Here is a 23,739-nt window from a genome sequence, read left to right as displayed (position 1 = left end):
AAGCCGGGCGATGCCCGGCTCTTTCTTTCCGCCCTGCGGCGCTCAGGGCACCAGCGGCAGTTCGCGTTTGTGGCGTGTGTTGTCGTAGGTGCGAACGATGGTGGCATAGGCCTCGTCACTGACTTTCTCGCCATGCAGGAAGGCGTCGATTTCGGCGTAGGTGACGCCATGCGCCTCCTCGTCTGGTTTGCCTGGGCGCAGCTCTTCCAGGTCAGCGGTCGGCGTTTTCATCACCAGGTGCTGCGGAGCACCCAGGTGCTTGGCAATGGCACGTACCTGATTCTTCACCAGGCCGGACAGCGGAGCGAGGTCGCAGGCGCCGTCACCGAACTTGGTGAAAAAACCCATCACCGCCTCGGCAGCGTGATCGGTGCCGATCACCAGGCCATTGTTGGCGTTGGCGATGGCGAACTGGGCAACCATGCGGATGCGTGCCTTGATGTTGCCGACGACGAAATCGCGGCGGGCGTCGCTGAGTTTCTGTAAATGAGTGACCTGCTCGCCGAGGCCGGAGACGCTGTCGGCGATGTTTACCGTGTCTTGTTCATCGGCGCAGATGAATTTCAGCGAATCCTGGGCGTCATGCTCGTCGTGCTGAGCGTTGTGCGGCAGGCGCACGGCGATGAAGCGGTACGCAGTCTCGCCTGTTTCGGCACGCAGCTCCTCGACCGAAAGCTGGGCCAGGCGCCCGGCGGTCAGCGAGTCGACGCCGCCGCTGATGCCCAGGACCAGCACCTTGAGGCCGGAATTCTTCAGGGTGTTCTTGATGAAGGTCTTGCGCCGCTCGATTTCTGCACTCAGCGCAGCGTCGTCGGCGAATGGCGGCACCACGTCGAGGGCGGCGGCGATTTCGGCTTGGCGGTTGCTCATGTCTGGCTCCTCACTGGGTCACGCGAAAGACGTGTTTCAGGTAATGGACGAAGTTCTCGTCGCGGCATTGGGTCTTGCCGGGCGTATCGGAAATCTTCGCTACCGGTTGACCGTTGCAGGCGATCATCTTGATCACGATGTTCATCGGCTCGACGCCGGGGATGTCGCAGGTCAGGTTGGTTCCGACCCCGAAGCTTACGTGGATTCGCCCGGAAAGTGCACGGTAGAGCCGCAGCGACTTGGGCAGGTCGAGCCCGTCGGAGAACACCAGGGTCTTGCTCATCGGATCGATGCCGAGTTTCTCGTAGTGGGCGATGGCTTTTTCCGCCCACACCAGTGGGTCGCCGGAGTCATGGCGCAGGCCGTCGAAGAGCTTGGCGAAGTACAGGTCGAAATCGGCCAGGAAGGCATCCATGGTGATGCAGTCGGTCAGGGCGATGCCCAGCAAACCGCGGTATTCGCGCACCCAGCAGTCGAGCGCGGCGATCTGGCTGTCGATCAGCCGTGGACCGAGCTGCTGGTGCGCCATCAGCCATTCGTGGGCCATGGTGCCAATGGGCTTGAGGTCGAACTCGCGGGCCAGGTGCACATTGCTGGTGCCGACGAAGCGACCGGGGAAATCGCGCTTGAGTATGTGTACCGCCTGCTCCTGTACGCGGTAGGAGAAGCGCCTGCGGGTGCCGAAATCAGCCAGCTGGAAGCCGGCCAGTTCGCTCGGCGAGGCTTCGGCCTTGAGCCAGTCGAGCTTCTCGTACAGGCGCTCGGCAGCCTGCTCCAGCAGCACTTCACGGTAGCGATAGCGGTTGCGCACTTCGCTGACGATGGCCAGTAGCGGCACCTCGAAGAGGATCACGTGCAACCAGGGGCCGCGCAGACGGATGCTCAACTGGCCGTCTTCGATGCTGGTGTGCACGTAGCGCAGGTTGAAGCGGAACAGGCTTAGAAAACGAATGAAGTCCGCCTTGATGAACGGGATGCGTTCGAGGAAGGCCAGCTGGTCGACGCTCAGGCTCAGCTCACTGAGGCGTTCGATCTGGTAGCGGATCTCGGCCAGATAGGGCGTCAGATCCTCGCTGCTGCGGCAGCGGAATTCCCATTCCACCTCGGCATTGGGGTAGTTGTGCAGCACCGCCTGCATCATGGTCAGCTTGTAGAAATCGGTGTCCAACAGATTCTGTACGGTGCGGTTGGCGAAGATGCTCTCGCTCATCGCAGGTTCTCCTTGGCGAGGGTGCCATCCAGCTGTTCCAGGCTGGCAGCCAGTGTGATGCCCTGTTCGCGCATGGCGAGGCAGGCGGTTTCAGCCGTTTCGCTGGCGATGGCTCGGCAGGCCGGCAGATACACGATCACTTCGAAGCCGGCGCGACGCAGTTGCAGGGCGGTGGTCTTGACGCAGTAGTCCAGGGCCAGGCCGCCGACCAGTACAAGGTCGACGCCATTTTGCCGAAGAAATTCGATCACGCCCGTGCTGCGCTTCTCGGCCAGGTCGTGATAGCAGGCGCCGTAAGGGTGCAGGTCCGGCTCAACACCTTTCCACACGAAGTAGTCGTAATCCAGCGGCGCTGGCAGGCCATCGAGCAATTCGAAGCCGGGTGTACCAGGTACGCAGTGGCTGACCCAGGTCAGGTCGGCATTGGCCAGCGGCAGGGGGCGCAGCATCTCATCGTGTGTGTCGACGACCCAGGCCGCCTGCGGGCTATGGGCATCCTTGCTGCCGATGCGCAGCTGGGCGCGTGCGGCCAGTTGGTTCAGCGCCGGGACGATGGCATCGCCCTCGGGTACGGGGAGCTCGCTGGGGCATAGCGGGGTGAAGCCTTTCTGGGCGTCGACGTCGAAGCTGGCGATCTTCATGGTGCGCCTCCTTCTCGTGGGTGAGTGACTACATATTTCATCTGATGAAATATGTAGTCAAGCGTTTTCACCAAATCCTGCGTGAAAAAATATGAGTTATTGGTCAAGATGAAATAAGTAGATGAAGGAGCAAGGGACGGGATGAGTGCAGTGGAAGTGCTGGCCGGGGTGGATATCGTTGCCCTGCGCCTGAGCGAGGAGGGGGCGTTGCAGGTGCTGCTGCTGCGTCGCCAGCGCGAACCCTACGCCGGGCAATGGGCGCTACCGGGCGTGCTGGTCAACGGTCGTTGCGCCGATGCCAGCCTGGACGCCGCCGCAGCCCGTGCGCTGGCGGACAAGGCACGCCTGCAACCGCAGTATCTGGAGCAGGTGGCGACGGTGGGTAATGGTCTGCGAGATCCACGTGGCTGGTCGCTGAGCACCTGCTATCTGGCGCTGCTGGCACCCGACGCCGAGCCGCAGGATGAAAGTTTGCGCTTCGTCGATCTGTCGCGCGTCACTGCAGGGCAGCAGGCGTTGCCATTCGACCATACGCAATTGGTGCGCCTGGCAGCCGAGCGGCTGCGCGGCAAGTCGGTGTACAGCTCGCTGCCGCTGTACCTGCTGGCGCCGCGATTTACCGTGACCGAAGCGCTGACGGCATTCCAGGCTTGTCTGGGCGAGCCGGTGCAGCACACCACCTTGCGCGGGAGGCTGGAACGGATGAAGGCGCAGGGTTGGATCAGTGATACCGGCGAGAAGAATTATCCGAAGATGGGGCGGCCACAGAACCTGCTGGAGCATCGTCCGCAAGAGGCTGAGGCCTTTATCTTCGACCGCAGCCTGCTGGCTTAGGGGCTGTTGCCGTTTCGCGCACGGTCGCGACGGAGCCAGTTGTTGCGTGGGGCTAGGCGCGAGACGCGAAGTTTGGTTGCCCAAATGAGCCGTCGAGTAACGACGTACCACGCAAAAACTGGCCCGTCCCTTCGGGTTGCGCGGCAAATTGCGCCATGCGTCGTTGTGGGATTTGGCAAGGGAACGACCATTACCTGCATCCCGCGCCTCGCGTGGCGCAATTTGGCGCAGCAACGCGGCTAGCGTCGAAACCGCAACAGACCCTAGCAGGCGCTCTCTGAATTGCAGGCAAAAAAATAGGCGCCAGAGGCGCCAGGGGAGCATTTCAATCGATGCATAGTCTCTGAGCCTGCGTCGTCCGGGAAGTTCCATTCGGTGATGGAAAAAAGCCATCTTTTTTCTTCAGGCAAAAGAAAAGGCGCCAGGGGCGCCTTAAAACGATGATCTATGGAGTAAGTCGATTACTCAGAGTGGGACGCTGAGGGAAAGGTTCAGCGCCGCCCGACGAACGGTCATTACTTGGCCGGCATGAGCAACAGGCGCTGGTTGCCGTAGACCTTGTCCAGGTTCTGTGCCTTGAACGGGAAGCTCATATAGCCGCCTTTGAGCCATGACTCGATGCCGTCAGCATAGTGTGGGCTGGCGGGGTTGCCGGACTGGCCCGAGCTGTTGACGCCGACCAAGGGTTCGTCCGCGGCGAAATCCACCACGATGCGCATGGCCGGAATCAGGAAAGTGTTGAAATCCTGGCCCCAGGCGTAGGCGGAGACGTTCAGCGTGCTGTGGTCGCCCCCGGCCGGATAGGGGCCGCGATCCAGATAACCTTTCAGGGCGTTGATGCTGGTGCGCTGGCTGGCGCTCATGTAAGGCGCCATGCGCGTGGTGTCGGTTACCCACTCATAGGTGTGCAGTTTGCCCCATTGCCAGTTGCGCCGCTCGGCGCCCAATCGACTTTCCAGCAGCTCGATGCTGGCGGCCAGGCTACGCGCCAGAATGGTCGGCTTGTCTTCCTGCACTGGCGTGCGGATGTCGTTCCAGAACGGGCTGTCGGCACGCCCAAGCAGGTGATCGGCCTGCGCCGAGTAGGAGGTGTTGGCGGTTTGCACCAGCGCCTTCCATGCCGGGCTGTCGTCCGGGCCCAGCTCGTCGAGGAAGATCTGCCGTGCGCTTTCATGCAGGAAGGCGCCGTAAATGGCGGCATCGGCCGAACTGGCGGCAAGCTTGCCGTCGAACGCCAGCAGGCGCTTCAGGGCTTCATCAGCACGTGCGCGCTGGCCAGCCGGCAGGGCCGCGATGGCCTGGCGCAGCGAGTCGTGCATGGCCGGCTCATTGAACATGGCCTGCAGTTTGGCGACGAAGGGTGAGGTCTGGTCGTACTGCATGGCGATCATTCTGCGGCCATCGTGACGGCCATTGCCGGCCAGCTCGGCGATACGTTCGGCGCGTTCCGGGTAGTACCAGGAGCTGGACAGCTGCATGCCGTAACCGGGCGGCACGCTACGTTCGTTGGCGGTGCCCAGCCAGCCTTGCGGCGGGTCCTGATCGTAAGGGTGCAGCATCGGGTCGGCGAAGCCGTCCCAGGCGTAGCGCTCGTCCCAGCCAGGGGAGGGCAGCAGGCCACGACCTTCGCGGCGATTCGGGTAGCGCCCGGTGACCTGCCAGCCAATATGCTGGGCGTCGGCGAAGACGATGTTCAGCGGCATGGCGCGGATCTCCCGCGTCGCCTCGAAGGCCTGGTCCACCGACTGTGCTCGCGACAGGTCGAAGAAGGCGTCGAGGCTCTGGTCACGCTCGAACTGGGTGGTTTTCAGCGCCAGGCCGTAGCCGCTCTGCAGCGCCAGGGGTTGCAGCATATGCTTGCGTTCGCCCAGTACCGAGTTGAGCAGCGGCCCGTTGCGGGTCTCGTAAAGCGTTTCGCGGATCGGGCGCTGGCCCTTGATGAAGAAGGTCTCCTGGCGTTCGCTGACCGGCAGCCACTTGCCGTCGGCCTGGTACATCAGGCGACTGCCTTCGCGCTTGATGCGCTCCAGGTAGATGTCCTGATTGTCGCCCATGACCATGGTCATGCCCCACGCCAGCTTGCCGTTGTAGCCGGCGACCACAGCCGGCACGCCCGCCAGGGACACGCCCGCAGCCTGGTATTTGGGCGAGCGGATCTGCACGAAATTCCACAGCGAGGGCATGCTCAGTGGCAGGTGCGTGTCATTGGCCAGCAGGCTCTTGCCGCCACGGCTACGCTGCGGGGCGATGGCCCAGTTGTTCGAGGCGGCGACGCCGAGCATGTGTTGTTCGGCGATCTGCGCGGTTGTGCGGGAAATCGCCTGCAGGCCTGGCAATTGGCCTTTGAGGTCGAGTCCGGCGAGTTTTTCCGCCTCGGCGAAGGGCAGCGGTTCGTCCGGGTAGATCGGCAGCAGCCAGGGCAGCTTGTCGGTGCCCACCTGCTGGGCCATGGTCAGCGCGGCGATCTCTTCCTGCAGGTTCACCGCCAAGCCGAAGTTGAGCAGGCAGAACAGCAGCACCGAGTCCTCGGGCTTCCAGTACTCGGGACGGTAGCCGGACTCGGCCAGATCCATCGGCATACGATCACGGTAGCGGAACATATAGGCGTTGACGCCACGCGAATAGACCTCGAAGAAACGTTTCAGGCGCGGCGAGGCGTCGGCGTAGAGAATTTCTGCGTTCTTTTTCAGGTTGACCGCGCGCATGAAACGGTCCATTTCCAGCACGCCGGGCCCCGCCATCTCGGCCAGGCGGCCTTGAGCCAGCAGGCGCATGCCGATCATCTGGCTGAGGCGGTCACCGGCATGCACGTAGCCCAGGGTAAACAGCGCGTCGTGAAAATTGCTCGATTCGATCAGCGGCATGCCGAGTGCGTTACGCCGCACCGACGCACTCTCGGCCACGCCCTGGATGCGCTCAACGCCACGGGTAGGTGGCACGCTGTCGGCATAACGGCTGTTGAGCAGGGACTGGCAGCCGGCGAGGCTGATCAGTGAGGCGGCAAGAGTCAGGCGGGCCAGCGCGCGCATGGCGAAGTTCCTTGGTGTGCGGACGGTCGAGGCCGGTCGCGCAATGACCGGCCACAAAGGCGCCAAGGTAATGAGGCTGCCGTAGCCTGGCAAGAGGGGCTCAGGCGTTTGCTCGAGACCCTTTCAGTCCTTCGTCCAGTAACCAGCGTGCAGCGATGCGAGCAGCGGCCTTGTGCTGCAGTTCCAGCTCGTTGAAGCGTTTTTCGAAGCGCCGCCGTTCGGCCTTGTCCAAGGCTTTCCAGCCCGCATGCGTGGGCACCTCGGCGGTGGCTTCGAAGAGCAGATGGAACACCTGGCAGCGGCTGTCATTGCTCAGGGCGCTGTCATAGTTGTCAAGCAGCACCTTGATGCGGATGGAGCCTTCGATCAGTGGCAACTGCTCATCGAGCAGGCTGCTGGCGAGGATGCTCAGGTCACCGCCGATGCGTTGCTGGCGCTCTTGCTGCGCTTCGTCACGGGCGCGTTGGTTCGCCCAGACGCGGCGCCACAGATGCCAGGCATAAGCGGCCAGCGCTGCGATCAGCAGCAGGCCGATCAGCAGCAGGGTGAGGTTCAGGGCACTCATGCGCGGTTCAGGCGCCGTGGCACTTCTTGTACTTCTTCTCACTGCCGCATGGGCAAGGATCGTTACGGCCGACATCCTTCAGCGCGTTGCGCACCGGCTCCTGATGGCCATGGTTGCAGTGCGGGCCGTGCACATGGCCGTGATCGTGATGATCGTGGTCATGGTTGCAGTCAGGGCCGTGGACGTGGGGTTGGTTGCTCATGGTGTTACTCGTGCAGGTTATTCGGGGATGAAATCGCCAGGAATTATCTCGCCATTCCGCGACATGTGCACGCTTCGGCCGAACAACATGCCGGTTTTCACCTCACCCTTGAGGCTATAGCGAATCGGCACGTCCGGTTTTTCCAGTGCCTTGACGATCTGCCGCACATGGCGCCAGAGGTTGGTGCGCACCGGTACTTCGAAGGTGTGGTGGCCGTGGGCGGGCACGGTGAACCACTCGTTGGAGTAGCCCTCGGCCAGCTGGATACCATTGAGATGGACGTTGTAGTCCAGCCCGCGCACCGGCAGGCTGACGCCGTTGGGATTGTCGATTCGAAAGCGCAGGCGGAACTCCTGTTCGAGCAGCCTGGCCTTGACTACATCAACTTTGATGAGTTGGACGTCCGGGTCCTTGAAGCCACCTGTCATCCAGGTGGAGCATCCTGGCAGGCCTGAAAGCAGGCCAAAAAACATCAATAGGCTGATAATTCTTATCATTTGCGCCTGAGAAAACATTTCATACCCCCATTGCGTCCCAGTGTAACAAGCAAGCGCTTGGCTGCAACGGGGAAGCACTCATTATTTTCAACGAGATACTGTGGAGGTTTCGGGTTGTTGGTAATCGGGAGAGCATGAATGAGACGCCTGCAGTGTCAGGGCAAAGGAACCTGCGCCATACTGAGCGGCGAATAGGACAGGAGTGTGACCATGAGTCGCTACGAGATCGCCTTCTCCGGGCAACTGGTGCCGGGCGCCCAGCCGGAGCTGGTCAAGGCCAACATGGCCAAGCTGTTCCAGGCCGATGCTCAGCGCATTGCCCAGTTGTTCTCCGGGCGCCGCATCGTGATCAAGAACAATCTCGACGCCGCCGGGGCGGAGAAGTACCGCGCGACGCTGGAGCGTGCCGGTGCGCGGGTCGAGGTCGTCGACATGGATGCGTTGATCGAGGAAGTCGGGCTGGCCCCGCCGCCGCCCATAGAGCCGGCACCTGCACCGACAGCCGCACCGCCCGCGGCCAGGCCGGGGCGTCTGCAGGTCGCCCCCCGAGATGAGTACATGGCCGCATTCAGTGATGTGGATGCCCCGGATTTCGATATCGCACCGGTAGGCAGCGATCTGCAGGACGCCAGGCCCGACGCTGCCGCGCCACAGGTCGACCTGTCGCAGTTCAGTCTGGCGCCCGTTGGTAGCGATATGGGGCAAGCCAAGCCTGCGACTCCAGCGGCTGCACCGGATACCTCGCATCTGAAGCTGCAGGATTGAGCATTCCTAGCCTGACTGAAACGCCGTGAACTGCGCACGCAGCCACGGCGTTTTGCGTTCAGGCCATTAACCCGCCTTGCATTTGGCAGCGGCCTCGTCAGGTTTGAGGTTGCGCACGCTGGTGAAAAACAGTTCGCAGGTTTGCAGTTTCTCCGTCACTTGCCATTTTTCGGTGCAGGTGTTCAGCGTCTGCTGCGGATCAGCTGTTGGTTGCTGGCCCATACCGGCCTGCCAGCAGGCGGCGCTCAGGTCCTGCCCCATGACCTTGATCCCTGCTGCGTTGGCGGCGGCCTCGCTGCCCTTGTTGTTGGCTGGATCGGCCGCATACCAGATGTAGCTGGGGTGGTTGGCGCCGAGCACTGAGACCTGCTGCCCAGGTGCTGCATCGATCTGGCCGAGGCCCAGCACCGGCAGATTCACCCCGTATTGCTGCGTGATCCAACTGCGCACCGGTGCACCAAAGGCGACCATCGGCAGGCTGGTATCGCCCGAGCCGACGCTGAGCTCGCTGACCATGCGCCGCTGATAGCTGGTGAAATAGCCATAAACGCCTTCCAGGGCACTGCCGGCACTGGCCGGGGCAGCGATGGGCGCGATGTCGATGATGGTCTGGTAAGCGGGGGTTTGTTCCGCCTGTACACCATTGAAACTGAGCAGCGACGCCCAGCGATCCGTGGTGCTCGAACGCAGATAATCCTGGGCCTGAGTCAGGGAGTAGTCGGGTGGGAAGTGCAGCAGCTCAACGCTCTTGCGGTTCTCCAGGGCCATGCCCAAGGGCAGGAAGAAATACCAGTTGTACTGCCACTTGCCGTCACTATTGAGCTGGCTGGCGCCCTGATAGGCCAGATCACCGGCATCGAGCAATTGCAGCAGGGACTTGCCGTAATCCGTTGGCGTGCCGTCGAAAATGGCGTGAATGCGTTCCCCCTTGCGTGTTACGCGCACGTTGGCCTGGGGGTAACCGTCGCGCGTCAGGCTCTGTTGCAGGTAGTGTTCGACCGTCTGTTCCAGCGTCCAGTCGCGGTAGCAGATCACACTGCAGTTGTTCGGGTAGGCGAACAGGCGGCTGACGCGCTGGCTGTCACCCAGATCCAGCGTTTCCCCTTGCAGCCCGCCGGGCTGGTTGGCGCAGCCTGCTAGCAGGCCGGCCAGGATAAGAGCGATACCACTTTTCTTGTGCATGGCTTTCTCCTTGTTGAGTGTCCTCGCAGGACGTGTCAACTCAAGCAGAAAGCAGGATTAACGCCAATCAGGCATTCAGGTAGGGCGCACAGCATTTCTTGAACTTCTGCCCGCCCTGGCAGGGGCAAGGATCATTGCGTCCGGCCTTCAGTGGCACCGTCGGGTCGAGGAAGAACCAGCGTCCGTCCACCTGAACGAAAGCGGAGCATTCGCGGTGGCGGTGTTCGCCGTTGTCATCGTGCCAGCGTGCGACGAAGCTGACCTGGGCGTGTTCTGGCTTGCCGCCGAATACCTCGCTGCCTTCGACTTCCAGGCCGAGCCAGGTGCTTTGGGCGCTCCAGGCAGCCATCGCGTCGCGGTCGAGCGCCGGCTGCTGGACGGGCAGGGTAGTGGCCACCAGATAGTCCACCAGGCCCAGTACATAGGCGCTGTAGCGCGAGCGCATCAGCAGCTCCGCGCTGGGCGCGTGGGTGCCCGCGTGATAGTGACCACAACACTGGCTCAGCGGATTACCGCTGCCACAAGGGCAATTGGGATCGAGTGGGTTCATCGCTCTACCACCAGTATTTGCCGAAGTTTTGTGGATTAGCCCAGAACTTCGCGTTCAACCAGTCGGGAACTTGCTTGTAATCGAGTAGATCATAGGTGAACAGATGCAGGGTCTGTCCCTCGCGCTGGAACTGTTCACTGGCTTGCATGGCCAGGGCGAAAAAGTCGGTTTCCTGCCAATCACCTGCCTTGAGGTCGAGCAACACGGCGACCCTGCTGGCGTTGAGGTTGCGAATGCCACCCAGTAGTTGCAGTCCTTCGCGTTTGGGTAAGTGCTCCAGACAGTCGACCAGAATTGCCAGGTCGAAGCGCTGTGCGGCCAGTTCCGGCGCCAGGGGAGCAGCAGGTGCGGTGGTGACCTGACACTGCGGGTGGGCGCCGTGAAAGGCGCTGACTGCGGGCAGTTCGCTTGCGCCGAGTAACAGCAGTTTCTCGGGGGTATAGCGGGCAAGCAGTGCCGCAATGGCTTGCTGTGGAGTACGGGTACTAAGGCTGGCGGTCATCGAACTTCCTCGAAAAGTCTGCAAAGACTAACGTGGTGTCGGTATCAGGCCTAGAGTGAGAGAAAATTATCCGCAGAAGCTGCTATAGCTGGCGGATTGTACAACTCCTGTCTTTACTACTATTGAGTCGGTTATGGGCCGATGAACATTGGAGACCTAAAGTATGAGTATCACAAGGAACGCAGTACCCCTGATTCTGGCGAGTACCTTGCTGACCGGTTGCGCCGGCCTGCAGAAAACCGACTGGCCCACCTGCGCAGCTGTAGGCGGTGTTGGTGGCGCGGCGTTAGGGGCCATCGAAAGTTCTTCCTGGGCTGGTGCTGGTGCTGCGCTCGGTGCTGGTCTTGGCGCAGCTTATTGCTGGGTACATGGTGCCGAAGCTCAACAAGTCGCAGTAGTTGAAGAAGAAGTCATGGTCGAGGAGGTTGCCGTTGTCGAGCCAGCCGAAGCCGTTCGTGTCGAACTGGACGTCAAGTTCGACTTCGACAAGGCCCAGGTCAAGCAGGAAAGCTATGGCGACATCAAAGCCCTGGCCGACTTCATGAAACAGTATCCGCAGACCAGCACCGTGGTTGAAGGTCACACCGACTCGGTGGGCAGCGATGCTTACAACCAGGGCCTGTCCGAGCGCCGTGCCAGTGCCGTGCGTGACGTTCTGGTCAACCAGTACGGTGTCGAGTCCGGCCGTGTGCAGGCTGTGGGTTATGGCGAGAGCCGCCCGGTTGCCGACAACGCCACTGCTGATGGTCGCGCCATCAACCGTCGCGTGGAAGCCGAGGTCGAAGCTCAGCCTTAAGGCGCTTCGTGTAAGCCAAGTCAGGTGTAACCCGCGAAGGCCCGACCGATTTCCATCGGTCGGGCCTTTTCTTGTCTGAAATCCTGTCGCCGTCTTTACTCCTGTGATACCGGCAACATGCCGGTATCACAGGAGACACCGCCATGAGAATCAAGTTTTCGAGGGTTTTACCCTTTCTCCTGGTCAGCAGTGTTCTCTCGGGTTGTGCCACGACTTCCAGTACGGGAGACGCGCCGCTCAACCAGGGGAACTGGCCCCTGTGCAGTGCGATTGGAGCCCTGGCCGGTGGCGGCCTCGGCGCAATCGAAAGTTCCACCTGGGCAGCAGGCGGCGCGGTAGCCGGCGCTCTGCTGGGTACCATCATCTGCTATGCGCAGGACGGCGACGAAGATGGCGACGGTGTGTTCGACCGCCGTGATCGCTGCCCCGGCACGCCAGCCGGTACTGCGGTAGGCCATAACGGTTGCCCTTTGCCGCAATACCCCGCCAGTGTTGCGGACGAGCCGGTGATGGAGCAGCAGGCGCAGGATGAGGTCATCGTTCTCAGTGACGTGGGAAATGTGCTGTTCGCGTTCGATTCAGCCGAACTGACGGGTGAGGCGCGGCGTCTGCTTGCCGACGTCAGTACCCGCCTGACCGGTGCCAGTCTGGTCGCAGTCAAGGTCGTCGGGCATACCGATAGCGTTGGTTCTGATGCCTACAACCAGGGCTTGTCCGAGCGCCGCGCACGCAGTGTTGCCGACTTTCTCATCGCCCAGGGTGTGCCTGCCGGCAAGCTCAGTACCGAAGGCCGTGGTGAGAGCCAACCGGTGGCGGATAACGGCAGCGATGCCGGCCGCGCACAGAACCGCCGCGTGGAGTTGTACGTTTCCCGTTGAAGCGCAGGGGCGCCCCACAGGTCATCATTGGCCTGGGGGGTGTCGCTTTTACGGCTGGCGATAGCTGAGATCACGGAAAATATTCCCTCGCTCTGGTGGTCCGGGCCGCGACCGGTTAACGTGCTGCGCTATTAGAAAAACCAGAGCAAGAGGGCGGGGATGAAAGCATTGTTGATGATGGGCAAGGCGCTGGCCTTGGCTTTCTGGCTGGTATTTGCGGCGGCGCTGGCCAAGCGTTTTGGTGCGCCGTTCGAACAGCTCGTCTATCTGCTCGCGGGCTTTCTTGCGCTGCTGCATGGGGTACAACTGTGGCTGTTCTCGGGGCTCCTGTCCGGTCGCACTAACCCCTGGCTGGATCGTGTACAGGTCCTGCTGTTCGGCATTTTTCACCTCTATCCGCTGAAGGCCGAGCAAGGGCCTGAAAGCGCTGTTGCAGCAGCGCTCGAGGAGGCGGCTCATGCGTAGTCTCGCTCTGTTGCTTTGCCTGTTCGCAGGTCCGTCGTTGGCCGCTGCGCAGGTCACGGTGCCGTCCAATACCCTGATGCGTTTGCCGGTCGCCAGTAGCAGCCTGCAGCTCGAACGGCTGGAAGTGGCGGATCAGGCGACCCTGATGATTCCGGCAACGGTGACCGAGTTGCATATCGGTGAGCTGCTCATGGGCCGCGACGCGCGTATTGGCATTGCACCCAGCGATCAGCCACTGCGACTGGTGGTAGAGGACGCCGATATCGGCCCGGGTGCCTGGATCAGCGCCAAAGGTGCCGCTGGCACTTACACCCGGCCAGCCACGCCTGGGCGAGAGATCAAGCTCAAGCTGCACAAGCTGACATTCGAATCCTTGACCCTCGATGTGCGCGGTGGTCAGGGCAGACCGGGTTATGCCGGACTGGATGGCGCGCATGGGCAGCCGGGTGGTTGCACCTGGGGGCAGGCCAGTGCTGGCCACGATGGTCAGGACGGCACCGATGGGCATGAAGGTGCTGCAGGCGGCAGCGTGGTGCTGGAGGTGCCTCACCATGTCGAGGTCGAGCGCATGCAGGTGTTGCTCGACGGCGGCGCGGGTGGTGCAGCCGGTTCGGCGGGGCGCCCCGGCCGTGGGGGCGCTGCCAAGGGCTGCCTGCTCTACGGCGTAGAGGGTGCTGCCGATGGCAAACCCGGCCAGGCTGGACGCGAGGGAGCAGCTGGACGCAGTGGTGCCATGCAGGTGTTTCGTTTCTAAGTAACCGTCGCTGCCTTCGTTGCCATGCAGAGGAAGGCAGCCGCGTCGATCAGAATGGCGGGCGCATGGCCGCTAGCGTCATCAGTGCCAGGCCGATCAGCAGGTTGCTGCCGACCACTTTGCGAATCCGCCCCAGCACCTCGCCGCCTGCAGGCCAGTTCTCGCTCTCCACAGCGCGCCGCAGCTGCGGCAGCTGCAGCGCCTGAATGCGCAGGAACAGGGCGAGCATCACCAGATACAGACCCATCATGACGTGCACGTAGCGCGGCGCGGCGTCGAAACCGCTGTAGCTCATGTGCAGCATGCCGACTCCAGTCAGGGGCAGGACTGCTACCGCTATCCAGACCCAGACGAAGAAGCGTTTGAACACACTCAGCCACAGGCGTAGGCGTGCTGGTGGCTCCAGTATGTCCACCGCCGCCGGGCGCAGGATCATCCAGGCGAAGAACATCCCGCCGACCCAGACGACGGCGGCCAACAGGTGTAGCGCATAGAGTGGTGCGTAGGGTGTCATGCGGTATCTCCAGAGGGGCCGTTTGGCAGGTCGGTTCATTCGATTGGCACGCGAGTCAGCGCCAGATCGATTGCCGCGCTATGATAGCGACCGCTCCGCGAATACTGAAAATTTATCCAGCCTTTTTCGTTTCAGAATCCATGCTCAGTACCGAACTCAAGTCCCAGATCCAGGGCGCCTATTCGCGCTTTCTCGAGGCCAAGTCGCTCAAGCCGCGCTATGGCCAGCGCTTGATGATCGCCGAGATCGCCAAGGTGCTCGGCACCATCAAGACCGATGACGAGGGCAAGCGTCTGGGCGACCCGGCCGTGGTGGCGGTCGAGGCGGGCACCGGTACCGGCAAGACGGTGGCCTACAGCCTGGCCACCATTCCCACGGCCAAGGCCGCTGGCAAGCGCCTGGTGATCGCCACCGCCACCGTGGCCCTGCAGGAACAGATCGTGCACAAGGATCTGCCTGATCTGTTGCGCAACAGCGGCCTTAATTTCAGCTTCGCCCTGGCCAAGGGCCGTGGCCGCTACCTGTGCCTGTCCAAGCTCGACCACCTGCTGCAGGACGGTGCCGCGCAGAGCGCCACTGCGCAACTGTTCGAGGAAGAAGGCTTTCGCATCGACGTCGACGAGCAGGGCCAGAAGCTGTTCACCGCGATGATCGAGAAGCTCGCCGGCAATAAATGGGATGGTGACCGCGACAGCTGGCCCGAAGAGCTGGAGGACGTGCGCTGGGCGCAACTGACCACTGACCACAGCCAGTGCACCAACCGCCACTGCCCGAACTTCCAGCAGTGCGCTTTCTATAAAGCGCGCGAGGGCATGGGCAAGGTCGACGTGATCGTCACCAACCACGACATGGTGCTGGCCGACCTGGCGCTCGGCGGCGGCGCGGTACTGCCCGACCCGCGCGAAACCATCTATGTGTTCGACGAGGGCCATCACCTGCCGGACAAGGCCATCGGCCACTTCGCCCACTTCACCCGCCTGCGCTCGACCGCCGACTGGCTGACCCAGATCGACAAGAATCTGACCAAGCTGCTGGCGCAGAACCCGTTGCCGGGCGATCTCGGCCGTCTGATCGAACAGGTGCCGGAGCTGGCCCGCGAGCTGAAGACTCAGCAGCAGTTCATGTTCGCTGCCTGCGAGCAGATCGCCGACTTCAAGGCCGGCGAGGACATGGAAGGACGCGAGCGCCCGCGTCACCGCTTCGTCGGCGGCGTGGTGCCGGAGCATCTGACCGAGCTGGGGCTGGAGCTGAAGAAGGGCTTCTCCAAGCTCAATGACCTGTTCACCGGTGTTACCGAGCTGCTCAAGGAGGCCATGGACGGCGAGGGCTCTGTGGGCATCGCCAGCCACCAGGCCGAGGAGTGGTATCCGCTGTTCGGCAGCCTGATGGCGCGCGCCAAGGGCAACTGGGAGCTGTGGCTGGCCTTCACCGCTGAAGACCCCGAGGAAAGCCCACCCATGGCACGCTGGCTGATCCTGGTCGAGAGCGGTGCGCTGTTCGATATCGAGGTCAACGCCAGCCCAATCCTGGCCGCCGAGACCTTACGCCGCAACCTGTGGAATGTCGCCCACGGCGCCTTGGTGACCTCCGCCACGCTCACCGCGCTGGGCACCTTCGACCGCTATCGTATGCGCGCCGGCCTGCCCAAGGTGGCGGTCAGCGCCATTGTGCCGAGCCCCTTCCATCATGCCGATGCCGGTTTGCTGCGCGTGCCCGACCTGAAGGCCGACCCGCGTGAGGCGGCGGTGCATACGGCAGCCATCATCCGCGAGCTGCCGGGCCTGGTCGCAGGCAGTCGCGGGACGCTGGTGCTGTTCTCCTCGCGCAAGCAGATGCAGGACGTGTTCGACGGCCTGGATCGCGACTGGCGCAAACGCGTGTTCATTCAGGGCAACCTGTCCAAGCAGGAAACCCTGAACAAGCACAAGGCGCGTGTCGATTCTGGTGAGGAAAGCGTGCTGTTCGGCCTGGCCAGTTTCGCCGAGGGTGTCGACTTGCCCGGTGCCTACTGCGAGCATGTGGTGATCGCCAAGATTCCCTTCGCCGTACCGGATGACCCGGTTGAGGCGGCGCTGGCCGAGTGGATCGAGGCGCGCGGCGGTAATCCCTTCATGGAAATCGCTGTACCGGACGCCTCGCTGCGCCTGGTGCAGGCCTGCGGTCGCCTGCTGCGTACCGAGGCCGATCGCGGCACCATCACCTTGCTGGATAGGCGTGTGGTCACCCAACGCTACGGCAAGTCCATTCTCAATGCGTTGCCGCCGTTTCGCCGGCAGATCGACTGAACGATCTATTCACCACCCCTGTTGCGCTGTTCCAGCTCATCACCCAAGCGCCCCAGCGTCGGCCGAATGCCGGCGCGGTGCGCGGCGCGGGCGATGGCGTGCGCTGCCAGCGGGGCGCTGGCCAGCAGAATCAGCAGGCCGAGAAAGGCCTCCAGTGCCAGCTCGCCACTGCTGGCCAAGGCGACTGCGCCAAGTAACAGGACGGCGCCGAGAAGCCCGGCCTTGCTCGCCGCATGCATGCGGCTGTAGCTATCGGGCAGGCGCAGCACGCCAATCGCGCCAAGCAGAGAGATCACTGCGCCGCTCAGTACCAGCAGCGAGGCCAGCCAGGCTTGTACTTCGTTCATGGGCGTTCCTCGCTCTTCTCCGGCATCTGGCTGTGGGCGTCATCGAACAGGAAGGCAAAGGCTGCCGTGCCGAGAAACGACACCAGTGCCAGCAGCACGGCGACGTCGATGAACAGCGCCTCGCCGCGCATCAGGCACAGCAGCGCCATGGCGGCGACCGCCAGCAGGGTGAGGGCGTCGATGGCCACCGCACGATCCGGGCGGCTCGGCCCGCGCAACAGGCGATAGAGGCTGATCAAACCGCTCAATGCGAGCAAGGCTGCAGCCAGGGGCAATACCCAGGCGGCACCGGCCAGGTGCAGGGTCATGGCGTTACTCCTTCGGCTTTGCCGGCATCGAGCCAGGCCAACAGGCGGCGTTCCAACTCGATGAGGATTTCGGTCACGTCCTCGCGGCGCCGCGCATCGAGGGCGTGGATATAGAGCAGGCCTTGCTCCTCGTCATAGTCCAGGGCCAGGGTGCCGGGGGTCAGGGTCAGCAGGGTACCGAGCAGGGTGACCTTGTCCACCTCGCGGCGAGTCACCGGGTAGGCCAGCACAGCCGGTTCCACATCTACTCGGCGCGCCAGCACCAAAGTGGCGACGTGGTAGGTAGCGAGAAACACCTGGGCGATGAACCACAGGCAGAAGCTCACACCATGCTCCAGGCTGCGTGCGTAACGACGCAGGCGCCCGATTGCCAGGCCCAGCAGGCGAGCGATCAGGTAGAGCAGGGCGAAGGCCAGCAGGCCACCACCGAGATGAGCGGCGCCGAGGCTCCAGGCCAGGCCGGCGCTTGCCAGCAAATGGATGACAAACAGCATCAGGTACCTCCTGCGCCAGTGAAGGGTTGCAGATAGGCTTGCGGATCGGCGAGTTGCGCGGCGGCCGCCACGGCATAGTCGATCAGCGGGCCGGCGCCCAGGCCGATCAACACGGTCAGCAGTGCCAGGGCGCTCATGCCCAACCAGGCCGCGCGTATACCGGTAACCGTTTGCAGCGCTTCTTCACCTCCCGGATGGGGCTTGAGAAATGCTTCGTTCCAGATCTTGTTCATCGATAGCAGGGTGAACACACCGGTCAGCAGGGCGATGCCCGCCGCCCACCACGCAGCGGCATCCAGGCTGGCCTTGACCAGCAGGAACTTGGCCCAGAAACCGGACAGCGGCGGAATGCCTGCCAGCGACAGCGCCGGAATGGCGAACAGCAGCGCCAGCCAGGGCATGCGCTTGTACAGCCCACCCATGTCAGCCAGGCGCTCGGAGCCGCAGATGCGCGCCGCCAGGCCGCCGATGAAGAACAGGTTGGCCTTCACCACGATATGGTGGATCAGGTAGAACACCGCGCCGGCCAGCGCCAGCGGGGTGGCCAGGGCGAGGCCGAGGATCATGTAACCGACCTGACTGACGATGTGGAACGACAGGATACGGCGCACCTCGGTCTGCGCCGCCGCACCCAGAACGCCCACCAGCATGGTGGCGCAGGCGACCCACAGCAGCAGTTGATGCGGCAGACCGTATTCCGGCCAGAGCAGGGTCACCAGGCGAATCAGCGCATATACGCCGACCTTGGTCAGCAGCCCTGCGAACATCGCCGAAACCGCCGTCAGGGCGACGTGATAGGTGGCCGGCAGCCAGCCGAACACCGGGAACAGCGCGGCCTTGATGGCAAACGACAGCAGCATCAGCAACAGCGCCGGCGTTACGCCTGGTGGCGCCTCACCGCTGCGCATGATCACTGCCAGCTCGCCCATGTTCAGCGTGCCGCTGGCGCCATAGACCAGGCCGGCGGAGAGCAGGAAGATCAGCGTGGCGAACAGGTTAAGGGCCACGTAGGTCATGCTGCCAGCCAGCCGGCGGCTGCCGCCGCCAAGCGCCATCAGGGCGAAGGAGGCGATCAGCAGCACCTCGAACCAGACATAGAGGTTGAAGATGTCGGCGGTGATGAAGGCGCCGCAGATGCCGGTCAGCAGACCCTGGATGAACAGGTGAAAGTCGCGACCGATCTTGCTGTCGTTGTCCTTGGCCACGCCATAGAGCAGGGTGACCAGCGCGACCAGGGCACTGATGGCGATCATTACCGCCGACAGGCGATCGATCACCAGGCTGATGCCGAACGGCGCCTGCCAGTCGCCCACCTGCCCACTGAGCACCACGCCTTGTGCGGCCTGCCAGACCAGCACCAGGCCTACGGCCAGCAGCAGTGCGGTGCCGGTCAGGCTGAGCACGCGCACGGCCAGCAGGTGGCGGCGCAGGATGATCGCCAGCAGCAGACTGCACAGGGGCACGAGGATCGGCGCAACGAGTAACGCGTGATTCATCGGCGAGCCTCCGCACCATTGGCGTCGTGTTCATGCTCGCTGTCGTGCCAGTCCGGTGCCGGTTGCTCGGTGATCGAGCTGACCGAGTCGGTGGTCTTGTCGCCATGCAGTTCGCGGGTGCGCTTGAGCAGCGCCAGGGCGAAGATGAACAGGCTGAAACCGATGACGATGGCCGTCAGTACCAATGCCTGTGGCAATGGGTTGGCCGTGCTGGCAGCGTTGCCAGCCTCGACGAAGGCCGGGCGTTCGCCGAAGAAGCGTCCGGCGGTGAGAACCCCCAGGTTGATTGCGTTACCCAGGACCACGACGCCCAGCACGACGCGCTTGAGATTGCGATCCAGGAGCATCCACAGACCCAGACCCGCCAGGCCTCCGGTAGTGATTGCGGCTAGCCATTCCATTACTGGCGAACTCCCGTCAGCTTGTCGATCATGTGCAGGGCGGAGCCGAACACGGTGAGGAAAACGCCGATATCGAAGAGCAAGGGCGTACCCAGCGGCAGCCCGCCAGGGAAGGTCCAGAGACCGGTAAGAAAGGCGCTGCCCGCGATCAGGCCAAGCATGCCGGCACCCGCAGCACAACCCAGGCCGATACCGATCAGCTGCGCAGGCGCAACGGGCAGCACCCGGCGAATCTGCCCGTGGCCGTAGGTCAGCACCAGCAGGATCAGGCCGCAGGCCGCCACCAAGCCGCCTATGAAACCTCCGCCGGGCAGGTTGTGACCGCGCCACAGCACCAGCAGCGAGGCGGCCATCATCAACCAGGCCAGCGGGCGCAAGCCTTGACGCAGCAGCGGCGAGGTGAAGGCATCTTCCCCGCTATGCTCGTTGCCGAAGCGCCGGCCGGTGCTCAGCAGGCTGGCCGCCGCCAGGGCAGAGAGGGCGACCACGAGGATCTCGCCCAGGGTATCGAACGCGCGGAAGTCCACCAGGATCACGTTGACCACGTTATGCCCGTGGCCACCCGGCAAGCTGTTGGCCTGATACCACTGGGCGATTTCGCCCGGCAGTGGCAGGCTCACCGCCAGCAGCAGGGCACCGGTCACGCTGAGGCCGAAGAGGATCGCTACGCTGGCGTGCAGGCGTCGCTTCCACGGCGCGCGTGCACCGCTGGTGGGAACTGTGGGCATCTTGCGAAACACCAGGGCGAGGAAGATCAGACTGAGGGTTTCCACCATCAGCTGGGTCATCGCCACGTCCGGTGCATTGACCGAGACGAATACCAGCGCCAGGCCCAGGCCGCAGGCGCCCAGTGCGGCCAGCAAGGTCAGGCGGCCAGGCAGGAACGCCGCTGCCACACCGCCGGCCAGTGCCAACAGGCAGCCGGCCAGGCCCAGCGGCGAGATCGGGCTGTAGTTGCCCTGTAGCAGTTGCGGCAGCGCCGGCAACAAACCGACCGCCAACAGGCCACCGACCGCCAGGGCCAGCAGCACCAGATGCTGACGCAAGGAGCCGTGCTGGAAACGGGCGGCAAGCAGACCGGCGAGGTGGAAAACGCGTTTGAGCAAACGATCCCAGAGCAGGTCGCCACTGACGTTCCAGGCCGCGTTGGCACGATCGAGCGCCTGCCGTACCCGGTCGCGCATCACGTAGAACAGCACGCCCAGCGATACTGTCAGCAAGCTGGCTACAAGCGCTGGGGTGAGGCCGCCCCACAGATACAGATGCACATCCACCGGGCCGCGTGCCACGGCCTGCACCGCGTTGTTCACCAGCCAGGTCTCCGGCCAGGCATTCCAGGCGCCGAGCAGGAAACCGCCGATGGCCAACAGCATCGGCCCCAGCCACATCGGCAAGCCGACTTCGCGCGGCGTGCGCGGATAGTCGCCACGCTTGCCGAGGAAGGTCTGCAGGAAGACCAGGCCGGCAGCGGCGAACAGCAGGGCGTTGGTAAGGATCATCACCAGCGTTACCGCCCAGCCGATATGACCCATCTCGATCAGGCCGGTGTACTTGAACTCCTTGGCGATGAAGCCGAAGAAAGGCGGCAGGCCGGCATTGGAGAATGCTGCCAGGGCTACTGCCGCACCAGTCAAGGGCATGAACCGGATCAAACCACCCAGGCGTGCCAGCTCGCGGGTGCCGGTGGCGTGGTCGATGGCGCCGACTGCCATGAACAGCGCACCTTTATAGAGAGAATGCGCCACCAGATAGAGCACGAACGCCTGCAGGCCATAGCTGGTGTTGGTGCCGATCAGCATGGTCAGCTGGCCCAGCACGGTCACCGTGGTGTACGCCAGCAGGCGCTTGAGGTCGGTCTGGCGGAAGGCGAGGAAGGCGCCGAGCACTGCAGTGGCTGCGCCGAAGGTAATCAGCAGGGTGCCCCAGCCGACGGAGCCGCCGAGTACCGGGTTGAGACGGGCCAGCAGGTAGATGCCGGCTTTTACCATGGTCGCCGAATGCAGATAGGCCGACACCGGAGTGGGTGCGTTCATCGCATTGGGCAGCCACAGATGGAAGGGCACCTGCGCCGATTTGGTGAAGCAGCCCAGCAGCACCAGGGCAATGATCGCCGGCAGCAGCACATGGCCTTCGATCTGCTCGGCGCTGAGATTGGAGAACTGCCAGTTGCCCGTCGCGCCACCGAGCAGGATCAGTCCCGCCAGCAGCGCCAGGCCGCCGCCGCCGGTGATCAGCAGCGCCTGCAACGCCGCACGGCGCGATACCGCTTTGTCGTGTTGAAAACTGATCAGCAGGAAGGAGGCGATACTGGTCAGCTCCCAGAACACGAACATCGCCACCAGGTCGTCGGCCAGCACCAGGCCGAGCATCGCCAACATGAACACCAGCAAGTACGCGTGAAAGCGGCCGAGGTGGACGTGGCTGGACAGATAACTGCCGGCGTACAGCACGATCAGGCTGCCGATGCCGCTGATCAGCAGGGCAAAAACCAGCGAGAGGCCATCCAGGCGCAGGCTCAGGTTGATATCCAGTGCCGGAATCCAGCTCAGGCTTTGCATCACGGCGCCGCCACCGGCGATCAGCGGGATCTGTTGAACGAACCAGACGAAGGCCGCCAGCGGCGCCAGCATCAGCAGCCAACCTGTGCGAGCACCCAACAGGCGCGTCAGGCCGGGTGCCATGATGGCGGCCAGGGCGATCAGGGACAGTAGGTAGAGCACTCGTTTCTCCTGTGCCGAGCGTCGAATCCAAGGCGGCCTGACGACTACGTATCCACCGTAGCTGCGCTATTCAGGGCGTATTGGTCATATCAGGCCGCATTTGTTTCATCATAGGAAAAACCAATCGAAGATCGCTATTTTATGAAGTTTCAGAACATTGCATGATAGGCGGCTGCCATCATTGGCAGTATTGAGATAAGCAGCGAAACAGGAGAACAGCGTGCAGATTCAGGGCTATTTCGACTTGCGCTTCGAAGCGGTGAGGGACGCATTCGCCGCACTGTTCGACGACGCGCAGGAACGGGGCGCGGCCCTGTGCGTGAAGGTCGGCGGGGAAACCGTGGTCGACCTGTGGGCCGGAGTCATGGACAAGGACGGCCAGCAGGCCTGGCACAGCGACACCATCGCCAATCTGTTCTCCTGCACCAAACCCTTCGCCGCCGTGGTGGCCCTGCAACTGGTGGGCGAGGGCAAGCTCGACCTGGATACGCCGGTGGCGCGCTACTGGCCGGAGTTCGCTGCAGCCGGCAAACAGCGCATCAGTGTGCGTCACCTGCTCTGCCATCAGGCCGGCTTGCCGGCGTTGCGCCAGGCGCTGCCCGCTGAGGCGCTGTACGACTGGCAGACCATGACCGGCGCGCTGGCAGCTGAAGAGCCTTGGTGGCCGCTGGGTGAGGGTCATGGTTATGCGCCCATTACCTATGGTTGGCTGATCGGTGAGCTGATTCGCCGTGTGGAAGGCCGTGGCCCGGGCGAGAGCATCGCTGCGCGCATCGCCAAGCCACTGGAGCTGGATTTCCATGTCGGCCTGGCTGACAGCGAGTTCGAGCGCGTCGCCCATATCGCTCGCGGCAAGGGCAACCTCGGCGATGCCGCCGCGCAGCGCCTGCTCAAGGTGATGATGAGTGACGCCAATGCCATGAGCACGCGCTCGTTCACCAACCCGCCGTCGATCATGACCAGCACCAACAAGCCGGAGTGGCGGCGCATGCAGCAACCGGCAGCCAATGGACACGGCAACGCGCGCAGCCTGGCGGGCTTCTATGCGGGTCTGCTCGACGGCAGCCTGCTCGATGCTGACCTGCTGGGCGAAATGACCCGCGAGCACAGCGTCGGTGACGACAAGACCCTGCTGACTCGCACGCGTTTCGGCCTCGGCTGCATGCTCGATCAGGCCGATGTGGCTAACGCCACCTATGGGATGGGGGCGAAAGCCTTCGGCCATCCCGGTGCTGGTGGTTCCAGTGGTTTTGCCGACCCGGAGCGAGACCTGGCATTTGGTTTCGTCACCAACAATCTAGGACCGTTCGTCTTGATGGACCCCCGCGCGCAGAAACTTGCGCGGCAGATTGCGGACTGTATCTGATTGAAACGGCTAAACTTGCGCCAACCGTTCAGTACCAACCATAACGATCCGACCATTAGATTTGTGTG

The 23,739-nt window shown here is 63.2% G+C and carries 25 protein-coding genes; 8 read left to right on the top strand and 17 right to left on the bottom strand.

Translation table 11 applies throughout. The features are described from left to right. Positions 1-42: 42 nt before the first annotated feature. From nadE to BM186_RS00940, 3 genes are read right to left on the bottom strand one after another with little or no spacing between them, the layout of a single operon-like run. Complete coding sequence (gene nadE / locus BM186_RS00950; protein ID WP_074913081.1) at positions 43-870, bottom strand: ammonia-dependent NAD(+) synthetase; 828 nt, start codon at positions 868-870, stop codon at positions 43-45. Between the two features lie 10 nt (positions 871-880). After that, positions 881-2,080, bottom strand: a complete 1,200-nt coding sequence (pncB, locus tag BM186_RS00945; protein ID WP_074913079.1) for a nicotinate phosphoribosyltransferase — start codon at positions 2,078-2,080, stop codon at positions 881-883. Next, positions 2,077-2,721, bottom strand: a complete 645-nt coding sequence (locus BM186_RS00940) for a nicotinamidase (protein ID WP_074913077.1) — start codon at positions 2,719-2,721, stop codon at positions 2,077-2,079. Before BM186_RS00940 ends, pncB begins: the two co-directional genes overlap by 4 nt. 141 nt (positions 2,722-2,862) lie before the next feature. Between BM186_RS00940 and BM186_RS00935 the strand changes: the two genes are divergently transcribed. After that, a complete protein-coding gene (locus tag BM186_RS00935; protein ID WP_074913075.1) occupies positions 2,863-3,555 on the top strand; it encodes an NUDIX domain-containing protein in 693 nt (230 codons plus the stop codon). Between the two features lie 515 nt (positions 3,556-4,070). Here BM186_RS00935 and BM186_RS00930 read toward each other — a convergent pair. The 4 genes from BM186_RS00930 to BM186_RS00915 all read right to left on the bottom strand — a co-directional run bounded on the left by BM186_RS00930 (position 4,071) and on the right by BM186_RS00915 (position 7,866). After that, on the bottom strand, positions 4,071-6,584 hold the full coding sequence (locus tag BM186_RS00930) for a penicillin acylase family protein (RefSeq protein ID WP_074913073.1): 2,514 nt from the start codon (positions 6,582-6,584) through the stop codon (positions 4,071-4,073). 100 nt (positions 6,585-6,684) lie between these two features. Beyond that, on the bottom strand, positions 6,685-7,149 hold the full coding sequence (locus tag BM186_RS00925; RefSeq protein ID WP_074913071.1) for a DUF2489 domain-containing protein: 465 nt from the start codon (positions 7,147-7,149) through the stop codon (positions 6,685-6,687). Positions 7,150-7,156: 7 nt separating this feature from the next. Then, entirely contained in the window at positions 7,157-7,351 is a 195-nt protein-coding gene (locus BM186_RS00920) for an SEC-C metal-binding domain-containing protein (RefSeq protein ID WP_017677822.1), read from the bottom strand. A gap of 17 nt (positions 7,352-7,368) precedes the next feature. After that, a complete protein-coding gene (locus tag BM186_RS00915) occupies positions 7,369-7,866 on the bottom strand; it encodes an LEA/WHy family protein (protein WP_026088655.1) in 498 nt (165 codons plus the stop codon). Positions 7,867-8,058: 192 nt separating this feature from the next. Here BM186_RS00915 and BM186_RS00910 point away from each other — a divergent pair, with 192 nt between their 5' ends. Further along, on the top strand, positions 8,059-8,613 hold the full coding sequence (locus BM186_RS00910; RefSeq protein ID WP_074913069.1) for a hypothetical protein: 555 nt from the start codon (positions 8,059-8,061) through the stop codon (positions 8,611-8,613). Between the two features lie 66 nt (positions 8,614-8,679). Here the strand turns inward: BM186_RS00910 and BM186_RS00905 are convergent, their stop codons facing one another. The 3 genes from BM186_RS00905 to BM186_RS00895 form a co-directional block, all read right to left on the bottom strand. Next, entirely contained in the window at positions 8,680-9,795 is a 1,116-nt protein-coding gene (locus tag BM186_RS00905; protein ID WP_074913067.1) for a hypothetical protein, read from the bottom strand. Between the two features lie 67 nt (positions 9,796-9,862). Beyond that, positions 9,863-10,345 (bottom strand): YchJ family protein, encoded by a 483-nt coding sequence (locus BM186_RS00900; protein WP_074913065.1) that lies wholly within the window; start codon positions 10,343-10,345, stop codon positions 9,863-9,865. 4 nt (positions 10,346-10,349) lie between these two features. Continuing rightward, positions 10,350-10,847 (bottom strand): DUF6231 family protein, encoded by a 498-nt coding sequence (locus BM186_RS00895; protein WP_072422660.1) that lies wholly within the window; start codon positions 10,845-10,847, stop codon positions 10,350-10,352. Between the two features lie 163 nt (positions 10,848-11,010). Between BM186_RS00895 and BM186_RS27065 the strand changes: the two genes are divergently transcribed. The 4 genes from BM186_RS27065 (at position 11,011) to BM186_RS00875 (ending at position 13,740) form a co-directional block, all read left to right on the top strand. After that, complete coding sequence (locus BM186_RS27065; RefSeq protein WP_074913063.1) at positions 11,011-11,643, top strand: OmpA family protein; 633 nt, start codon at positions 11,011-11,013, stop codon at positions 11,641-11,643. 143 nt (positions 11,644-11,786) lie between these two features. Next, the gene (locus tag BM186_RS00885) at positions 11,787-12,521 is read left to right on the top strand and encodes a PA1041 family peptidoglycan-binding anchor lipoprotein (RefSeq protein WP_074913061.1); all 735 of its coding nucleotides are present in this window, start codon (positions 11,787-11,789) and stop codon (positions 12,519-12,521) included. Positions 12,522-12,680: 159 nt separating this feature from the next. Continuing rightward, positions 12,681-12,986: a DUF1145 domain-containing protein gene (locus tag BM186_RS00880; protein ID WP_074913059.1), complete on the top strand. Its 306-nt coding sequence runs from the start codon at positions 12,681-12,683 to the stop codon at positions 12,984-12,986. Then, a complete protein-coding gene (locus BM186_RS00875; RefSeq protein ID WP_074913057.1) occupies positions 12,979-13,740 on the top strand; it encodes a hypothetical protein in 762 nt (253 codons plus the stop codon). The genes BM186_RS00880 and BM186_RS00875 overlap by 8 nt, the downstream gene beginning before the upstream one ends. Before the next feature lie 49 nt (positions 13,741-13,789). Here BM186_RS00875 and BM186_RS00870 read toward each other — a convergent pair whose 3' ends face one another. Continuing rightward, complete coding sequence (locus BM186_RS00870; RefSeq protein ID WP_072422655.1) at positions 13,790-14,254, bottom strand: CopD family protein; 465 nt, start codon at positions 14,252-14,254, stop codon at positions 13,790-13,792. Positions 14,255-14,394: 140 nt separating this feature from the next. Here BM186_RS00870 and dinG point away from each other — a divergent pair, with 140 nt between their 5' ends. Then, positions 14,395-16,539, top strand: coding sequence for an ATP-dependent DNA helicase DinG (dinG, locus tag BM186_RS00865; protein WP_074913055.1), 2,145 nt, complete (start codon positions 14,395-14,397; stop codon positions 16,537-16,539). Between the two features lie 5 nt (positions 16,540-16,544). Here dinG and mnhG read toward each other — a convergent pair whose 3' ends face one another. The 6 genes from mnhG to mbhE are packed head-to-tail and all read right to left on the bottom strand — an operon-like array spanning position 16,545 to position 22,305. Continuing rightward, complete coding sequence (gene mnhG / locus BM186_RS00860) at positions 16,545-16,886, bottom strand: monovalent cation/H(+) antiporter subunit G (RefSeq protein ID WP_074913053.1); 342 nt, start codon at positions 16,884-16,886, stop codon at positions 16,545-16,547. After that, a complete protein-coding gene (locus BM186_RS00855) occupies positions 16,883-17,194 on the bottom strand; it encodes a monovalent cation/H+ antiporter complex subunit F (protein WP_045734460.1) in 312 nt (103 codons plus the stop codon). Before BM186_RS00855 ends, mnhG begins: the two co-directional genes overlap by 4 nt. Beyond that, positions 17,191-17,688, bottom strand: a complete 498-nt coding sequence (locus BM186_RS00850; protein ID WP_072422652.1) for a Na+/H+ antiporter subunit E — start codon at positions 17,686-17,688, stop codon at positions 17,191-17,193. The genes BM186_RS00855 and BM186_RS00850 overlap by 4 nt, the downstream gene beginning before the upstream one ends. Then, positions 17,688-19,184: a proton-conducting transporter transmembrane domain-containing protein gene (locus BM186_RS00845; RefSeq protein ID WP_074913051.1), complete on the bottom strand. Its 1,497-nt coding sequence runs from the start codon at positions 19,182-19,184 to the stop codon at positions 17,688-17,690. Before BM186_RS00845 ends, BM186_RS00850 begins: the two co-directional genes overlap by 1 nt. Continuing rightward, on the bottom strand, positions 19,181-19,585 hold the full coding sequence (locus BM186_RS00840; RefSeq protein WP_021488444.1) for a sodium:proton antiporter: 405 nt from the start codon (positions 19,583-19,585) through the stop codon (positions 19,181-19,183). The genes BM186_RS00845 and BM186_RS00840 overlap by 4 nt, the downstream gene beginning before the upstream one ends. Continuing rightward, the gene (gene mbhE, locus BM186_RS00835) at positions 19,585-22,305 is read right to left on the bottom strand and encodes a hydrogen gas-evolving membrane-bound hydrogenase subunit E (protein WP_074913049.1); all 2,721 of its coding nucleotides are present in this window, start codon (positions 22,303-22,305) and stop codon (positions 19,585-19,587) included. The genes BM186_RS00840 and mbhE overlap by 1 nt, the downstream gene beginning before the upstream one ends. 220 nt (positions 22,306-22,525) lie before the next feature. Here mbhE and BM186_RS00830 point away from each other — a divergent pair, with 220 nt between their 5' ends. Further along, on the top strand, positions 22,526-23,671 hold the full coding sequence (locus BM186_RS00830) for a serine hydrolase domain-containing protein (RefSeq protein ID WP_074913047.1): 1,146 nt from the start codon (positions 22,526-22,528) through the stop codon (positions 23,669-23,671). The last annotated feature ends 68 nt before the right edge of the window (positions 23,672-23,739 follow it).

Origin of the sequence: Ectopseudomonas toyotomiensis (assembly GCF_900115695.1) — a bacterium.
GTDB classification, from domain to species: Bacteria; Pseudomonadota; Gammaproteobacteria; order Pseudomonadales; family Pseudomonadaceae; genus Aquipseudomonas; species Aquipseudomonas toyotomiensis.
The sequence above is the reverse complement of the archived record's forward strand: the minus strand, read 5'-3'. Positions and strand labels throughout refer to the sequence as shown.

Excerpts from the sequence above, each read along its gene's own strand:
- mnhG (WP_074913053.1), bottom strand. The coding sequence starts at position 16,886 with ATGAACGAAGTACAAGCCTGGCTGGCCTCGCTGCTGGTACTGAGCGGC.
- nadE (WP_074913081.1), bottom strand. The coding sequence starts at position 870 with ATGAGCAACCGCCAAGCCGAAATCGCCGCCGCCCTCGACGTGGTGCCG.
- BM186_RS00900 (WP_074913065.1), bottom strand. The coding sequence starts at position 10,345 with ATGAACCCACTCGATCCCAATTGCCCTTGTGGCAGCGGTAATCCGCTG.
- BM186_RS00925 (WP_074913071.1), bottom strand. The coding sequence starts at position 7,149 with ATGAGTGCCCTGAACCTCACCCTGCTGCTGATCGGCCTGCTGCTGATC.
- BM186_RS00940 (WP_074913077.1), bottom strand. The coding sequence starts at position 2,721 with ATGAAGATCGCCAGCTTCGACGTCGACGCCCAGAAAGGCTTCACCCCG.
- BM186_RS00855 (WP_045734460.1), bottom strand. The coding sequence starts at position 17,194 with ATGACCCTGCACCTGGCCGGTGCCGCCTGGGTATTGCCCCTGGCTGCA.
- BM186_RS00930 (WP_074913073.1), bottom strand. The coding sequence starts at position 6,584 with ATGCGCGCGCTGGCCCGCCTGACTCTTGCCGCCTCACTGATCAGCCTC.
- BM186_RS00870 (WP_072422655.1), bottom strand. The coding sequence starts at position 14,254 with ATGACACCCTACGCACCACTCTATGCGCTACACCTGTTGGCCGCCGTC.
- BM186_RS00875 (WP_074913057.1), top strand. The coding sequence starts at position 12,979 with ATGCGTAGTCTCGCTCTGTTGCTTTGCCTGTTCGCAGGTCCGTCGTTG.
- BM186_RS00905 (WP_074913067.1), bottom strand. The coding sequence starts at position 9,795 with ATGCACAAGAAAAGTGGTATCGCTCTTATCCTGGCCGGCCTGCTAGCA.
- BM186_RS00885 (WP_074913061.1), top strand. The coding sequence starts at position 11,787 with ATGAGAATCAAGTTTTCGAGGGTTTTACCCTTTCTCCTGGTCAGCAGT.
- BM186_RS00850 (WP_072422652.1), bottom strand. The coding sequence starts at position 17,688 with ATGCTGTTTGTCATCCATTTGCTGGCAAGCGCCGGCCTGGCCTGGAGC.
- BM186_RS27065 (WP_074913063.1), top strand. The coding sequence starts at position 11,011 with ATGAGTATCACAAGGAACGCAGTACCCCTGATTCTGGCGAGTACCTTG.
- BM186_RS00915 (WP_026088655.1), bottom strand. The coding sequence starts at position 7,866 with ATGTTTTCTCAGGCGCAAATGATAAGAATTATCAGCCTATTGATGTTT.
- BM186_RS00910 (WP_074913069.1), top strand. The coding sequence starts at position 8,059 with ATGAGTCGCTACGAGATCGCCTTCTCCGGGCAACTGGTGCCGGGCGCC.
- BM186_RS00935 (WP_074913075.1), top strand. The coding sequence starts at position 2,863 with ATGAGTGCAGTGGAAGTGCTGGCCGGGGTGGATATCGTTGCCCTGCGC.
- pncB (WP_074913079.1), bottom strand. The coding sequence starts at position 2,080 with ATGAGCGAGAGCATCTTCGCCAACCGCACCGTACAGAATCTGTTGGAC.
- BM186_RS00895 (WP_072422660.1), bottom strand. The coding sequence starts at position 10,847 with ATGACCGCCAGCCTTAGTACCCGTACTCCACAGCAAGCCATTGCGGCA.
- BM186_RS00880 (WP_074913059.1), top strand. The coding sequence starts at position 12,681 with ATGAAAGCATTGTTGATGATGGGCAAGGCGCTGGCCTTGGCTTTCTGG.
- dinG (WP_074913055.1), top strand. The coding sequence starts at position 14,395 with ATGCTCAGTACCGAACTCAAGTCCCAGATCCAGGGCGCCTATTCGCGC.
- BM186_RS00920 (WP_017677822.1), bottom strand. The coding sequence starts at position 7,351 with ATGAGCAACCAACCCCACGTCCACGGCCCTGACTGCAACCATGACCAC.
- BM186_RS00845 (WP_074913051.1), bottom strand. The coding sequence starts at position 19,184 with ATGAATCACGCGTTACTCGTTGCGCCGATCCTCGTGCCCCTGTGCAGT.
- BM186_RS00840 (WP_021488444.1), bottom strand. The coding sequence starts at position 19,585 with ATGGAATGGCTAGCCGCAATCACTACCGGAGGCCTGGCGGGTCTGGGT.